The following is a 14,456-nucleotide window of genomic DNA, read 5'->3' as shown; positions in this document are numbered from 1 at the left end:
TTTCCCCTTACTTCGGAGTTCCGCATGGCGAACATTGACAAAACGGCTGTCGAAAATTTACTTAAACACTTTATCGATCCGAATGTGGAAACCGACTTGGTGTCGGCAAAATCCGTGAAGAAAATCAGTGTGGATGGCAATGATGTCAGTGTCGTTATCGAGTTGGGTTATCCGGCTAAAAGTTATCTTGAAGAGTTAAAGGCGGCGGTAACTCAGCGTCTGCAAACTTTGCCTGACGTCGGCAAGCTGGATGTGTCGGTCGGTTTCAATGTGGTTTCGCACTCGGTGCAAAAAGCGTTAAAGCCCTTGCCGAATGTGAAAAATATTATTGCGGTGGCATCCGGCAAGGGCGGGGTGGGCAAATCGACCACATCCGTTAATCTGGCTCTGGCGTTGGCGGCAGAAGGTGCCAATGTCGGTATTTTGGATGCGGATATTTACGGCCCCAGCATTCCGACCATGCTGGGGCTGTCCGGCAAGCCTGATAGCCCGGACGGCAAAAGCATGTTGCCAAAAATCTCGTTTGGCGTGCAGACCATTTCCATAGGCTATTTGATAGACCCGGACCAACCGATGATCTGGCGTGGGCCTATGGTTACCGGGGCGTTGCAGCAATTACTGAATCAAACCCAGTGGCAGGATGTAGATTACTTGATTATCGATTTGCCGCCCGGTACTGGCGATATTCAGCTGACATTGGCTCAACAAATACCGGTGAGTGGCGCGGTGATCGTGACTACACCGCAGGATATTGCCCTGATCGATGCGCAACGCGGCTTGGGGATGTTCGAAAAGGTCAACGTGCCTATATTGGGGCTAGTGGAAAATATGAGCGTGCATATTTGCAGCAATTGCGGACACGAAGAGGCGATTTTCGGGCAAGGCGGTGGGGTGGCGATGGCGGTCAAGAATAAGCTGGATTTGCTGGGCTCTTTGCCGCTGGATATACAGATTCGCGAGTACGCTGATAGCGGCAGGCCTACCGTAGTAGCCGATCCGGATGGTCGGTCGGCGCAAATCTACAAAGCGATTGCCCGGAAAATGGCCGCCAAGTTGGCGATGCGCTCGCGGGATTACAGCGGCCGGTTTCCGAATATTGTTATCCAGAATACCTGAGATTGATGGTAGACGACTTGGCTGGTAGCGAAGTTGTCTAGCCTTAGACCAACACTAAATTATCGCGATGGATAAGTTCGTCTTCGTCGGCGTAGCCCAGCAAGGTTTCGAATTCGCTGCTGGGTTTGCCGGCGATTTTATTGGTGTCGTCCGCGCCGTAATTGATTAAGCCGCGGGCGATTTCATTGCCTTGCAAATCCAGGCAAGAGACCAGGTCGCCACGTTTAAACGAACCTTGTACGCTTTTAACGCCGACCGCGAGCAGGCTTTTGCCGGCATCTTTCAGGATTTTTACCGCGCCATCGTCCAATACCACGCTGCCTTTCAGTTGTAATTGCCCGGCCAGCCATTGTTTGCGCGCCACCAGAGGTGCAATGTTGGGTATTAAATAAGTACCTAAATCATTGCCGTCGAATACCGCGTGGATGACGTTGTCAATTTTGCCGGATACGATCACTGTTGCTGCTCCAGAGCGCGCGGCCAGTCTGGCGGCCCGGACTTTGGTGTACATGCCGCCACGTCCCAGGCCGCTGATGCTGCCGCCGGCAACTTCGTCAAGCAGGCTTTCGTTGACGCTAATACTGGAAATCAGTCGAGCGTTTGGATTCAAACTAGGGTTGGCGTCGAATAAGCCGGTTTGATCGGTAAGAATGATCAACAAATCGGCTTCTACCAAGTTGGCAACCAAGGCGCCCAAGGTATCGTTGTCGCCGAAGCGGATTTCTTCAGTAGCGACGGCATCGTTCTCATTGATGACCGGCACGACACCGAAATCGAGCAAGGTGAGTAAAGTGCTGCGGGCATTCAAGTAGCGCTGGCGGTCAGAAAGATCGTCATGGGTCAGCAATACTTGCGCGGCCAGCAGGCTGTGTACTTGAAATTCGTCTTCAAAGCGTCTGACCAAGCCCATTTGTCCTACTGAGGCGGCGGCTTGCAATTCATGTAAGGTTTTCGGCCGGGTTTTTAGCTTTAAGCGGGACATGCCTTCCGCGACAGAGCCGGAAGATACCAGTACCACATCGACGCCTTGGCGTTTGAGGGCGGCCATTTGCGCGACCCAGCCGGCGATGGCCGGTTTATTGAGGCCTCGTCCGCCATCGGTCAGCAACGAGCTGCCGATTTTGACAACAACGCGCTGGGCTTGCGAAAACTCAGAACGGCTCATGACGCGGCTCCTGCGCTTGCTGATCCTGCTCGGTCTTTTGTTGGTCGAGAAAGTCCATGATGGCGTACATTAGTGCCTGCGTGCCTTGATTTTTTAAGGCGGAAATCAGGAATACCGGGCCGGTCCAGTCGAGTTCGTCGACGATGGCTTGGCAATGTTGCTCGACTTCGTCGTCAGGCACATTGTCGATCTTATTTAGTACCAGCCAGCGAGGCTTGCTGGACAGGTCGTCGCTCCATTTTTCCACTTCGCGAATGATTTTACGTGCAGCGCTGACGGGTGTTTCGTCACTTTCGTAGGGGGCAATATCTACGATGTGCAGCAACAAGCCGGTTCTGGATAGATGTTTTAAAAACTGCAAGCCAAGGCCTGCGCCTTCTGCGGCGCCTTCGATGACGCCGGGAATGTCTGCGATGACAAAGCTACGTAAATCGTCTACACGCACGACGCCCAGGTTGGGGTGTAAGGTGGTGAATGGGTAGTCCGCGACTTTGGGGCGTGCGGAAGAGACTGTGCGGATTAGGCTGGATTTACCGGCATTGGGCATGCCCAATAAACCTACGTCGGCGATAACCATTAATTCCAGGCGTAACATTCGATGTTCGCCGGCCGAACCTTTGCTAGTTTGTTGCGGGGCACGATTGACGCTGCTTTTGAAGCGAGTGTTGCCGAGGCCGTGGAAGCCTCCTTTAGCGACTAATAGTTGCTGGCCAGGTTTGGTAAGATCGCCAATTTTTTCGCCGGTATCAGCTTCGTAGACGATGGTGCCAGGTGGGACTGGGACGAAGCAGTCGTCACCTTTTTTGCCGGTGCAGTCCCGGCTGCCGCCGTTCTGTCCGCGTTGGGCGCGATGTGTCGAGTGATAGCGAAAATCCACCAGCGTGTTGACGTTTTCGGTAGCGACCAGATAAACGCTGCCGCCGTCACCGCCATCGCCGCCGTCCGGGCCGCCCAAAGGAATATATTTTTCGCGGCGAAATGAGGCTTTGCCATTGCCGCCGTCGCCTGCTTCTACGCGGATTTCCGCTTCGTCAACAAATCTCATAATCTACCGGTATAAACAAAAAAGCCCCGCTGAAAACGAGGCTTTTCTTTTCAGTTGTGCCAATCAGCACAGCCAAGAAATTTACGCTGCTGCAATGCTGACGTATTTGCGGTTTTTAGGACCTTTTTCTTCAAAAACCACTTTGCCATCGACTGTTGCAAACAAGGTGTGGTCTTTGCCGATACCGACATTGGTGCCAGGGTGAAACTGGGTGCCACGTTGACGAACCAAAATGTTGCCGGCTTTAACCACTTGACCACCGAAACGTTTGACACCGAGGCGCTGCGCCTGTGAGTCGCGGCCGTTACGAGTACTGCCGCCTGCCTTCTTATGAGCCATTTCTTATCCTCGTTATATTAAGCAGAAATGCCAGTAATCTGGATTTCTGTGTAGTATTGACGATGCCCCATTTGTTTCATGTGGTGCTTACGTCTTCTGAATTTAATGATTCTGACTTTTTTGTGTCTGCCCTGGGAAACCACGGTCGCAGTCACTTTGCCGCCTTCGACAAATGGCTGACCTACTTTTATGGAGTCGCCTGATTGGACCATCAGCACTTTGTCGAACTCTACGCTGTCGCCTGCGCCCAACTCAAGTTTTTCTATTTTTAAGGTAGTACCCTCTGCGACCCGATACTGTTTACCACCTGTTTGAATTACCGCATACATCAGCGTAAGCTCCATCAAGCATAATCTGTTAATAGTGAACAGAGGATTATATTTTTTATTTAAGTCACAGTCAAACTAAAATTCCAGGAGAAACCTGCTGTCGAGCAGGCTTATGCGGGAAGTGCTATTGACACTACTCGGTATTCTTCATAGCATGACCGGTTATTCACGTTATACGCTACCGAGCGACGAGTTCACAACATCACATGATAGCTAAAGTTTCAACGCCAGCGTCAGTCACTATAGACTTCGATTCCATCAAAAATTTAACCAGTGCGGAAACTCAAGCCGTCGACCGGTTGATTTTAGAGGAACTGAGTTCCGATGTTGTGCTGATTAATCAAATTGGACATTACATAATCGGTAATGGCGGAAAAAGATTGCGGCCGATGCTGTTGCTGTTGGCGGCAAAAGCCTTGGGCAAGGTTGATGACCATCATCTGATCCTGGCGGCAGTGATCGAATTCATTCATACCGCCACGTTGTTGCACGACGATGTGGTCGACGAATCGGCTCTGCGGCGCGGCAAAGAGTCGGCCAACGCTGTGTGGGGTAATGCCGCAAGCGTCCTGGTGGGTGATTATTTATACTCCAGTGCCTTCGAAATGATGGTTCGCACCGATAACATGCGGGTGATGGCCATCATGTCCAAAACCACCACTGCGATTGCCGAGGGTGAGGTGCTGCAGCTGTTGAATTGCAATAACCCGGAGACCAGTGAAGCTAGATATTTAGAAGTCATTGCCCGTAAAACCGCCATTTTGTTTAGTACGGCCACCCGTTTGGCGGCAGTCGTTTCTGCAACAGACCCGGCTACGGAAGAAGCGCTGGCGGTTTATGGTCAGCAATTGGGTGTGGCGTTTCAGTTGATAGATGATGCATTGGATTACAAAGCCAATAGCGAAGAACTGGGTAAAAACTTGGGCGACGACTTGGCTGAAGGTAAACCGACTTTGCCGTTGATCTATGCCATCCAGCATGGGAACGAGCAGCAGGCTAAAATTGTGGTCGATGCGATTCGGCAAGGTTCGCGCGAGGCGTTTAACGATGTCTATGAAGTAGTCAAAGCTACCAACGCGATAGAATACACCGAGCAATGTGCGGATAGGGCGGCTGCAAAGGCGATTGCTGCACTACAATCCTTGCCTGATTCCGATTACAAACAGGCTCTTGAAGAGTTGGCGCGCTTCTCGGTGCAACGCAGTCACTGACGGCTTACAGCTTATCCCTCATCGCAGTTAATTGCTGGATGGCCGATAGTAGCGGCGAATACAGTTTTTCGATTTTATCTAGCAACTGTTGGAAAAACTCGCCTACTTCGTTCGATTCTTGATCGGTATGAGCTGCAAACAGACGTTGTTCCAGTGTGCTGATCGGATCACTATCGATTAGCTCATCCAAGATCTCCAGTATCTCCGATTCTGCCAAGGTGGCGTTGAATTCTGCCTTTTTTAAGCCGGCTAATTGCCGGTTTAATGTCTCGATGTTTGTTTTTAGGCTTAGCGCCAGTTTGTTTGTGTCTGCAAGCAAGCTTAAATCGCTGGTCAAATATACCAACTGATTTGCTGAATCCTCTATGTCGTTGAGCAGGCGTTTGCTTTGTTTTTTTAGGGATGCCATGTTTTCTCCTGGTTTTTTCCGTCCGTTGATTGCTGTGGCTGCATATGCTCTGGCGTCGCGGTGAATGTTTATGATAGCAAGAGTGTCGGCAGTGATTGATAGGCTTATAAAACCCATTGTTTTATAAGCTTTTTGCGCCTTGGGAGCTTGGCGCTGCGCTTGCAATTGGCTCAATTATCATTTAACTTAGCAAGTCACCTGAAAGGCTAGGGGTGCTTTCCGTTGTATGCAAGCCCGGAAAGCTGAGAAAAACCCTTCGAACCTGAACCGGTTAACACCGGCGTAGGAAAGCCCTATCTTCCCTGCGCTTGCGATTTATTGAGATTTTGGAGATAAGCATGAGCGCTGTCCGCAATGAGATTACTACCGACACGGGTAGTAGCGTAAGAATCGATTCCTACCCCGCCTCCGAGAAAATTTATATCCAGGGCAGTCGCGCGGATATCCAAGTGCCGATGCGTAAAATCAGCATGTCGGACACCCCGGCCCACTTCGGCGCGGAAAAAAATCCACCGATTTATGTTTACGATACCTCCGGGGTTTACACCGATCCTAATGTGGATGTGAACTTACATAAAGGTTTGGGTTCGATTCGCGGTAACTGGGTTGCGGAGCGAGGTGACACAGAATTATTGAGTGGACCGACCTCAAAGTATGGTCACGAGCGCTTACACGATCCGAAAACCGCGCATCTGCGTTTCGAACTGACCCGCAATCCGCGCCGCGCCAAGTCCGGTCACAACGTCAGCCAGATGCATTATGCACGGAAAGGCATCATTACCCCGGAAATGGAATATATCGCCATCCGCGAAAACCAGAATCTGGAAGCAATGCGCGACCGCTATCAAGGCCAGCATCCCGGCTTTTCCTATGGCGCCAATATCCAGTCCTTCATCACGCCAGAATTCGTCCGTTCCGAAGTTGCCAGAGGCCGCGCCATCATCCCGGCCAACATCAACCATCCGGAATTGGAGCCGATGATTATCGGCCGGAATTTCCTGGTCAAAATCAACGGTAACCTGGGTAACTCTGCCGTGACTTCTTCCATCGAAGAAGAAGTCGAGAAAATGCTATGGGGCATCCGTTGGGGCGCTGACACCATCATGGATTTGTCGACCGGTAAAAACATCCACGAAACCCGCGAATGGATCTTACGGAACTCACCTGTGCCTATCGGCACCGTGCCGATTTACCAAGCCTTGGAAAAAGTCGACGGCAAAGCTGAAGAACTGACTTGGGAAATCTTCCGCGATACATTGATTGAACAAGCCGAGCAGGGCGTGGATTACTTTACTATTCACGCTGGCGTGCGCCTGCATCACGTGCCGTTAACCGCCAAACGCCTGACCGGTATCGTGTCGCGCGGCGGTTCGATTATGGCCAAATGGTGTTTGGCGCATCACACCGAAAGCTTCCTCTACACGAATTTCGAAGAAATCTGCGAAATCATGAAGGCTTACGACGTATCGTTCTCCTTGGGCGATGGTTTGCGTCCCGGCTCGATTTACGATGCCAACGACGCCGCGCAATTCGGCGAACTGGAAACCTTGGGCGAATTGACCCAAGTCGCCTGGAAACACGACGTGCAAACTATGATCGAAGGCCCCGGCCACGTGCCGTTACAAATGATCAAGGTCAACATGGACAAGCAATTGGAAGATTGCTACGAAGCGCCGTTCTACACCCTGGGACCTTTGACCACTGACATTGCGCCCGGCTACGACCACATCACTTCAGCCATCGGTGCTGCCAACATTGGCTGGTACGGCTGTGCGATGCTGTGCTACGTGACTCAAAAAGAGCATTTGGGCCTGCCTAATAAGCAAGACGTGCGCGAAGGTATCGTCACCTACAAAATTGCTGCGCATGCTGCTGATTTGGCGAAAGGCCATCCCGGCGCGCAGATTCGCGACAACGCCATGTCCAAGGCGCGTTTCGAGTTCCGTTGGGAAGATCAATTCAACATCGCGCTGGATCCTGAGAAAGCCCGCTCATTCCACGACGAAACCTTGCCGAAAGATTCGGCCAAGGTCGCGCACTTTTGCTCGATGTGTGGCCCGCACTTCTGCTCGATGAAAATCACCCAGGATGTGCGTAATTACGCCGAGCAAAAAGGCCTGGAAGAAGCGGAAGCCTTGAAAATTGGTATGGAAGAAAAGTCCAAGCAATTCCTGGAAGAAGGCGCTGCGATTTATCACGAAATCTGATTCTTGTCCCCTTCGTCAGCGGTGCTGTTCTTGGCACCGCTGGCGGTTCCAAATGATCGCCAGCTTAAAAACAGCGCTTGGCGGCATGCCAATATAACCATGTTAAAGTCTTGAGCATGGCTTGATGAGTTTGGATAAAATCCTTACTTCATCTATAGTTGCAGCACTTAGTTGCAGTAAAACCAATCCAGACTTTTTTTCATGGCGACAGCACCCTCTAACATCCATTTCAGCGGCTTGGTCAAATGCCTGATTCAGCAAGGTTTGTTGACCGAGGAATCGGCTGCGACCTGTTTGCAGGAGGCGCAGAAGCGTAAACAAGCGTTTATCAGCTATCTGGTGGAGCATAAGTATGCGGACAGCAAAACCGTGGCGACGCTGGCTTCGGCGGAGTTTGGCGTACCGTTTTTCGATCTGGATGCCATAGATCCTTCGTTCCTGCCGATCAAACTGGTCAGCGAGAAATTGATTCGCCAGCATCACGCCTTACCTTTATTCAAGCGCGGCAATCGCTTGTTTGTCGCCACCGCCGATCCGACCAATTTTCAGGCGCTGGACGAGATCAAGTTCCATACGCGGCACAATACCGAAAATATTCTGGTCGAAGAAGACAAGCTGATCAGGATGATAGACACGGCGCTGGAAGCTGCCGACACGTCGATGAAGGATCTGTTGGACGACGATCTGGACAATATCGATATTTCTGCAGGCGACGACAGCAAACCCGCCGACGAAGCAATGGGTTCGGATATCGACGATGCGCCTATCGTCCGTTTTGTGAATAAAATTCTGCTGGACTCGATCAAACGCGGCGTTTCGGATATACACCTGGAGCCCTTCGAGAAAAAATTCCGTATCCGATTTCGGGCCGACGGAATTTTGTCGGAAGTGGCCAGTCCGCCGGTGGGGATTGCCAACCGGATTATCTCCAGGCTGAAAGTCATGTCCAGAATGGACATCGCCGAGCGGCGGGTGCCGCAGGACGGCCGGATCAAGATGCAGATTTCCAAGAACCGGGCCATCGATTTTCGGGTTAACACCTGTCCGACGTTGTTCGGTGAAAAAGTGGTGATGCGGATTCTCGACCCGACCAGTGCGCAAATTGGCATCGAGAAACTCGGCTTCGAGCCCGAGCAGCAGAAACACTTTTTAGAGGCGATCCACAAGCCCTACGGCATGGTGTTGGTCACCGGGCCGACCGGTAGCGGAAAAACCGTGTCGCTCTATACTGGCCTTAATATTCTCAACAGTATCGAAACCAATATTTCCACCGCCGAAGATCCGGTGGAGATCACCGTGGAAGGCATCAATCAGGTCAATGTCAATCCCAAGGCTGGGCTGACCTTTGCCGAAGCGCTACGGGCGTTTTTGCGGCAAGACCCGGACATAATCATGGTCGGTGAGATTCGCGACCTGGAAACCGCCAGTATCGCCGTTAAAGCTGCGCAAACCGGTCATATGGTGTTGTCCACGCTGCATACCAACGACGCGCCGCAAACCATCAACCGGTTGGTGCAAATGGGCATCGAGCCGTTCAATATTGTTTCGGCGGTCATTTTGATCATGGCGCAACGGCTGGCGCGGCGCTTATGCGAGCATTGCAAACAGGAAGTCGATTATCCGGAAAGCGCCTTGCTGTCGGCCGGGTTTAAGCAGGAGGAAATCGGTACGTTTAAAGTCTACGGTCCGGTGGGTTGCGAACATTGCAATAACGGTTACAAGGGCCGGGTAGGGATCTACCAAGTAATGCCTATTACCGAAAAAATGCGTGCGCTGATTTTGAACGGCGGTAATTCCATGCAAATGGCAGAATTGTCGAAAAGCGAAGGAATCAACGATTTAAGAATGTCGGGGCTATTAAAAATTAAGCAAGGCGTCACCTCGTTGCAAGAAATTGACCGGGTCACCAAGGAATAATCATGGCAAAGCAAGATGAGCAAATCGAGTTCAATTGGGACGGTTTCGATAGGCAAAACAAGAAAACCAAAGGCACCATCAGCGCCAAGAGCGAGGTCATCGCGCGCGCCGAATTGCGGCGGATGGGCATTCGGGTCATCGGTATCAAAGCCAAGTCCAAGCCCTTATTCGGTGCCAGAGTGCAGAAAATCACACCCGGCGACATCGCGGTGTTCGCCAGACAGCTGGCGACGATGCTGGCCGCTGGTGTGCCTTTGGTGCAATCGTTCGACATTATCGGCAAGGGACACGACAACGCCAGTATGTCGGAATTGCTGCTATCGATAAAAGCTGATGTGGAAGGCGGCGACACCCTAGCCCAGGCCCTAAACCGTAAGCCACTGTATTTCGATGCCCTGTTCTGCAATTTGGTCGAGGCAGGGGAACATGCAGGGGTATTGGAAACTTTGCTCGACAAGATTGCCACCTACAAAGAAAAAACCGAGTCGATCAAAAAGAAGGTTAAAAAAGCATTGACCTACCCGATTGCGGTGTTGGTGGTCGCGTTTATCGTCACCGCGATTTTGCTGATTTTCGTGGTGCCGGTGTTCGAGGATTTGTTTAAAGGTTTCGGTGCCGACCTGCCGGCATTTACCCAATTTGTTATTGAGCTGTCGGCGTGGGTGCAGGAATGGTGGTGGGCGGTAATTGGGGTTATCGGTATTACCGCTTATGTATTCAATTATTTTAAAAAGCGCTCGAAGGCGTTTAACCATTTTCTGGATAAGACTTTGCTGAAAATCCCGGTCGTCGGGATGATTCTGGAAAAATCGGCCATCGCCCGTTTTGCCAGAACGCTGTCCACCATGTCGGCGGCTGGCGTGCCCTTGGTTGAAGCGCTGGTTTCGGTGGCCGGGGCCTGCGGCAATATTTTGTTTTACGAAGCGGTGATGGCTGTGCGCGACGACGTTTCCACCGGCCAGCAATTGAAGTTTGCTTTGGAGACCACCGGCATGTTTCCGAATATGGTGGTACAAATGGTGGCGATCGGCGAGGAGTCCGGTTCCATTGATGCGATGCTGGACAAAGTAGCCGACTTTTACGAAGAAGAAGTGGATAACCTGGTCGATAACCTGAGCAGTTTGATGGAGCCAATCATCATGGTGATCCTGGGTATCCTCGTCGGCGGCTTGATTGTCGCGATGTATCTGCCTATCTTCAAGCTGGGCGCCGCTATTTAATTTTTGTTATTCCCCGGCTGCTTGCCATCGTTGGGCCGAGCGCCGGGGCCGAATTACACACATCCTCTCCCCTCATGGTTTTTGCCACTCTACAACAATATCCGCTGTTTCTGATTAGCGTCATTTGCGTGCTGGGCCTGTTGGTCGGCAGTTTTCTGAACGTGGTGATCTACCGTTTGCCGGTGATGATGCAGACGGGTTGGCGGCGCGAATGCCGGGAATATTTGCAGCTCCCGCATGATGAAGCAAGCGAAGTGTTCAACCTGATGTTGCCGGCCTCGCATTGCCCGTCTTGCAAAGCCGAGATCAAAGCCTATCAAAACATTCCGGTCATCAGTTACCTGTTGTTGGGCGGTAAATGCGCACATTGTGGGGTGAAAATCGCCATCCGTTACCCGCTTATCGAAGCGTTTACTGGGCTGTGTTCTGCGGTCGTGGCTTGGCATTTCGGCTACGGCTTGGCTTTAGCGTTTGCATTGCCCTTGACTTGGTGTTTGATTGCATTGAGTTTTATCGACATCGATCAGCAATTGTTACCGGATTCGATCACGCTGCCCATGCTGTGGCTGGGTCTGCTGTTAAGCCTGTTTGATATTTACACGAATAGCCACGACGCGATTATCGGCGCGGTTGTAGGCTATTTGAGCCTGTGGAGCGTTTATCAAATTTTTAAATTGCTGACCGGCAAGGAAGGAATGGGGTATGGCGATTTCAAACTGCTGGCGCTGTTCGGTGCTTGGCTGGGTTGGCAATATCTACCGCTGATTATTCTCCTGTCTTCTTTGGTGGGCGCGGTCATCGGCATTGCGATGATCGTGTTCGGCAAACGCGATGCCGGCAAACCGATACCCTTCGGGCCTTATCTGGCTATGGCCGGCTGGCTGGCGATGTTGTTCGGGCCGGAGCTGAATGCCTTATATCTGCATAGTGCCGGTTTGTAGGCGATGCTGAAGATTGGTCTGACGGGCGGCATAGGCAGCGGTAAATCGACGGTTTGCCGGTTGTTTGCCGAATTTGGTGTGCCCATTGTCGATGCAGATTTGATTGCCCGACAGTTGGTCGAGACGGGGCAGCCTGCTCTGTCGCTGATCGCTAAGTCTTTTGGGCAACAGATGCTTAACCAGGACGGTAGCTTGAATCGCGCCAGACTGCGCGATGCGGTATTCACTGATGCGGACAAAAAGCGTGAATTGGATGGCATCATGCATCCCTTGGTCTATGCGCAAATTGCGGCGGAGGTAAATACGCTAACGGCCGACTATTGCATAATTGCCGTGCCGCTGCTGCTGGAGTCGAAAAATCCTTATGTCGTGGATCGGGTTTTGTTAATCGACTGCCCGGTGGATGTACAAATAGCACGGGTTACCGCGCGCGATAAACTCACTCGTCAGCAAGTGCAAGCCATCATCGACAGCCAAATGTCGCGGCAAGACCGCTTAAGCAAAGCGGACGATGTCATCGAGAATATCGCCGGCCCCGAGCAGCTTGCAGAACAGGTTAAAAGACTGCACAATTCCTACATTTTGTTAGCCACCGTCAGGACACAATCGGCTTGAATACACAAACTATCTACGAATTCCCTCTCAATGAACGAATTCGGGTGTTTATGCGCTTGGAGCAACTCTTTCAACAGCTCAGTCACTTCATGTTGGGCGCTTCGGTTTTCGATAAACGCGCCGCCATTTCGGTTTTACTCGACATCTTGATGATCTTCAGCCGCAGCGACTTGAAATCCGAGTTGATCAAAGAGCTGGATAGGCACACCAAAGTATTGAATCAACTGGCGCATACTCACGGCGTCGATGATGAAAAATTGCAGGAAATTCTGCTCGAGCTGAATCAAGCCAGCCGTAATTTGTATAGCGCGAACGGCAAAATCGGCATCAGCGTGATGGAAAGCGATTTGTTTCAAAGTATTTCGCAGCGCAACTCCATCCCCGGCGGCAGCTGTTCTTTTGATTTGCCTGCCTTTCATTACTGGCTGGAGCAACACGAAGCCGAGCAGCAAAAAGACCTGGAACGCTGGACTCAACCGTTCGTGGATATTCGCGTGGCTATCGATTTGATCCTGGGTTTTATCAGGCAAAGCAGCGTGCCTACGCAGGAACTTGCCAAGGCCGGATTTTTCCAATTGGCGCTGGACAATAAAAATCATCCGGTGCAATTGCTACGCGTGGGATTAGCCGCCGATATGCCTTGTTTTGCCGAAATCAGTGGCGGCAAGCATCGGTTTAGCATTCGTTTTATGAACCCGTCTGTCGATGAAAACCGGCCCAGCCAGACGCTCGACGATGTCGAATTTTCCTTGACCCGCTGCATGTTCTGATGACCACGAATACCCCACCTATGGTGGCATGCCCCACGTGTCGCAAGCCGGTAGCCTGGATAGCGGCCGAACTATTCAAACCGTTCTGTTCGGAACGTTGCAAAATAATCGATTTAGGTGATTGGGCTACCGAAGCTCACAAAATCCCCGGTCCGCCGCTGCTTGACGAAGACGACGAAAATTCGGATTTCGAATCCTACTAAGCCGGAGTTTATCTTGCTAATCTGCCGCTAAAAAGGTGCTGATGCCGGCTATGCCCTGGGCGCCGGCGGCAAGGGCTCGGTTCAGGTCGTGCTTCCCCAAACCTCCCAAGGCAAACACCGGTAAATTGATGTGCTCAAGCAATTCGCTCAAAGCCTGCCAGCCTAGCGGCGTGGCGTCCGGATGGGATGCGGTTGCTTGGATAGGTGCTAAAACCGCAAAGTCCAGGCCCAGCGCTTCTGCGTGTTTCAGTTCATCAAGGTTATGACACGATGCCGCCACCCAGCGATAGCCGTTTGGCCGTTCATGACAGGCCAGCAAGGCGCGGCTGCTCAGGTGCAGGCCTTGCGCATTAACCGTATCGACAGGCAAATCGGCGTTGACCAGCAAGCTAACCTGTTGCTGCCGGCAAAGCTGAGAAACTTGCTCGAAGACAGTTTGCAAATCGGCAATAGGTAAAGACTTAACCCGAAATTGCAGTAGTTTGATGCCAGTCGCCAAAATCCGTTGGCAATTGTCCCATGCTTCGGCAGCGCTACGGCCTTCCATGATGGCGTAATAATGCGGAAGTTGCGCGGCGGCGATGATGGGGATGTTGGCGGCCGGGAAGGTAAACTCCCTTAGTTGCTCGGCATCAACCCAGCGCATCGCCTGGCCTTCGCAGCCTCTGGCCTTGCCGGTAAAAGCCGTGACATTCCAGACGTCCAATAACACATGCCTGTCGCCGTAATCGTGGTTGATTTTGATCAGCGGTGTTGCGGTTTGTACCTGAATACCGACTTCTTCCGCCAGCTCACGGGCTAGTGCTTGCTGTACCGGTTCATCTGCTTCCAGTTTACCGCCGGGAAATTCCCACAAGCCGCCTTGATGCGCGTGTTTGGCGCGTTGGGTAATCAAAATCCTGCCGTCGTCGTCGCGGATTACGCCGACCGCGACATGCAGAAGCTGGTTATGGGTGGACATGCTTTTCC

Annotated in this window: 15 protein-coding genes and 1 riboswitch; of the genes, 9 read left to right on the top strand and 6 right to left on the bottom strand. The window is 51.8% G+C overall.

What is annotated here, in order from left to right; translation table 11 throughout:
• Positions 1 to 24 precede the first annotated feature (24 nt).
• A complete protein-coding gene (gene apbC / locus EBB_RS00740; protein WP_192392034.1) occupies positions 25 to 1,116 on the top strand; it encodes an iron-sulfur cluster carrier protein ApbC in 1,092 nt (363 codons plus the stop codon).
• Positions 1,117 to 1,159: 43 nt separating this feature from the next.
• Here the strand turns inward: apbC and proB are convergent, their stop codons facing one another.
• From proB to rplU, 4 genes are all read right to left on the bottom strand, one after another.
• Complete coding sequence (gene proB / locus EBB_RS00735; RefSeq protein ID WP_192392033.1) at positions 1,160 to 2,281, bottom strand: glutamate 5-kinase; 1,122 nt, start codon at positions 2,279 to 2,281, stop codon at positions 1,160 to 1,162.
• Entirely contained in the window at positions 2,268 to 3,326 is a 1,059-nt protein-coding gene (gene cgtA, locus EBB_RS00730; RefSeq protein WP_192392032.1) for an Obg family GTPase CgtA, read from the bottom strand. Before cgtA ends, proB begins: the two co-directional genes overlap by 14 nt.
• A gap of 81 nt (positions 3,327 to 3,407) precedes the next feature.
• The gene (gene rpmA / locus EBB_RS00725) at positions 3,408 to 3,665 is read right to left on the bottom strand and encodes a 50S ribosomal protein L27 (RefSeq protein WP_020484554.1); all 258 of its coding nucleotides are present in this window, start codon (positions 3,663 to 3,665) and stop codon (positions 3,408 to 3,410) included.
• Positions 3,666 to 3,682: 17 nt separating this feature from the next.
• Positions 3,683 to 3,994 carry a 50S ribosomal protein L21 gene (rplU, locus tag EBB_RS00720; RefSeq protein WP_020484555.1) on the bottom strand — a complete coding sequence of 104 codons (312 nt, stop codon included), beginning with the start codon at positions 3,992 to 3,994 and terminating at the stop codon, positions 3,683 to 3,685.
• Positions 3,995 to 4,200: 206 nt separating this feature from the next.
• Between rplU and EBB_RS00715 the strand changes: the two genes are divergently transcribed.
• Positions 4,201 to 5,205: a polyprenyl synthetase family protein gene (locus EBB_RS00715; RefSeq protein ID WP_192392031.1), complete on the top strand. Its 1,005-nt coding sequence runs from the start codon at positions 4,201 to 4,203 to the stop codon at positions 5,203 to 5,205.
• A gap of 4 nt (positions 5,206 to 5,209) precedes the next feature.
• Here the strand turns inward: EBB_RS00715 and EBB_RS00710 are convergent, their stop codons facing one another.
• Complete coding sequence (locus tag EBB_RS00710) at positions 5,210 to 5,788, bottom strand: hypothetical protein (protein WP_192392030.1); 579 nt, start codon at positions 5,786 to 5,788, stop codon at positions 5,210 to 5,212.
• A gap of 24 nt (positions 5,789 to 5,812) precedes the next feature.
• Positions 5,813 to 5,920, top strand: a riboswitch (TPP riboswitch).
• 32 nt (positions 5,921 to 5,952) lie between these two features.
• Between EBB_RS00710 and thiC the strand changes: the two genes are divergently transcribed.
• From thiC to yacG, 7 genes are all read left to right on the top strand, one after another.
• The gene (gene thiC, locus EBB_RS00705; RefSeq protein WP_192392029.1) at positions 5,953 to 7,821 is read left to right on the top strand and encodes a phosphomethylpyrimidine synthase ThiC; all 1,869 of its coding nucleotides are present in this window, start codon (positions 5,953 to 5,955) and stop codon (positions 7,819 to 7,821) included.
• A gap of 201 nt (positions 7,822 to 8,022) precedes the next feature.
• Positions 8,023 to 9,738: a type IV-A pilus assembly ATPase PilB gene (gene pilB / locus EBB_RS00700; protein ID WP_225587189.1), complete on the top strand. Its 1,716-nt coding sequence runs from the start codon at positions 8,023 to 8,025 to the stop codon at positions 9,736 to 9,738.
• Positions 9,739 to 9,740: 2 nt separating this feature from the next.
• On the top strand, positions 9,741 to 10,958 hold the full coding sequence (locus tag EBB_RS00695; protein WP_192392028.1) for a type II secretion system F family protein: 1,218 nt from the start codon (positions 9,741 to 9,743) through the stop codon (positions 10,956 to 10,958).
• Positions 10,959 to 11,032: 74 nt separating this feature from the next.
• A complete protein-coding gene (locus EBB_RS00690; RefSeq protein WP_192392027.1) occupies positions 11,033 to 11,899 on the top strand; it encodes a prepilin peptidase in 867 nt (288 codons plus the stop codon).
• A 3-nt stretch (positions 11,900 to 11,902) separates the two neighbouring features.
• Positions 11,903 to 12,514 carry a dephospho-CoA kinase gene (coaE, locus tag EBB_RS00685; RefSeq protein WP_192392026.1) on the top strand — a complete coding sequence of 204 codons (612 nt, stop codon included), beginning with the start codon at positions 11,903 to 11,905 and terminating at the stop codon, positions 12,512 to 12,514.
• The gene (zapD, locus tag EBB_RS00680) at positions 12,511 to 13,284 is read left to right on the top strand and encodes a cell division protein ZapD (protein WP_192392025.1); all 774 of its coding nucleotides are present in this window, start codon (positions 12,511 to 12,513) and stop codon (positions 13,282 to 13,284) included. The genes coaE and zapD overlap by 4 nt, the downstream gene beginning before the upstream one ends.
• A complete protein-coding gene (yacG, locus tag EBB_RS00675; RefSeq protein WP_192392024.1) occupies positions 13,284 to 13,487 on the top strand; it encodes a DNA gyrase inhibitor YacG in 204 nt (67 codons plus the stop codon). Before zapD ends, yacG begins: the two co-directional genes overlap by 1 nt.
• A gap of 16 nt (positions 13,488 to 13,503) precedes the next feature.
• On the opposite strand, the gene EBB_RS00670 is transcribed toward yacG, so the two are convergent.
• The gene (locus EBB_RS00670) at positions 13,504 to 14,448 is read right to left on the bottom strand and encodes a Nudix family hydrolase (protein ID WP_192392023.1); all 945 of its coding nucleotides are present in this window, start codon (positions 14,446 to 14,448) and stop codon (positions 13,504 to 13,506) included.
• Positions 14,449 to 14,456: the final 8 nt, after the last annotated feature.

This window comes from Methylomonas fluvii, assembly GCF_014850975.1.
GTDB classification, from domain to species: domain Bacteria; phylum Pseudomonadota; class Gammaproteobacteria; order Methylococcales; family Methylomonadaceae; genus Methylomonas; species Methylomonas fluvii.
Note: the sequence above shows the minus strand (reverse complement) of the source record. Positions and strands in the feature narration are given on the sequence as shown.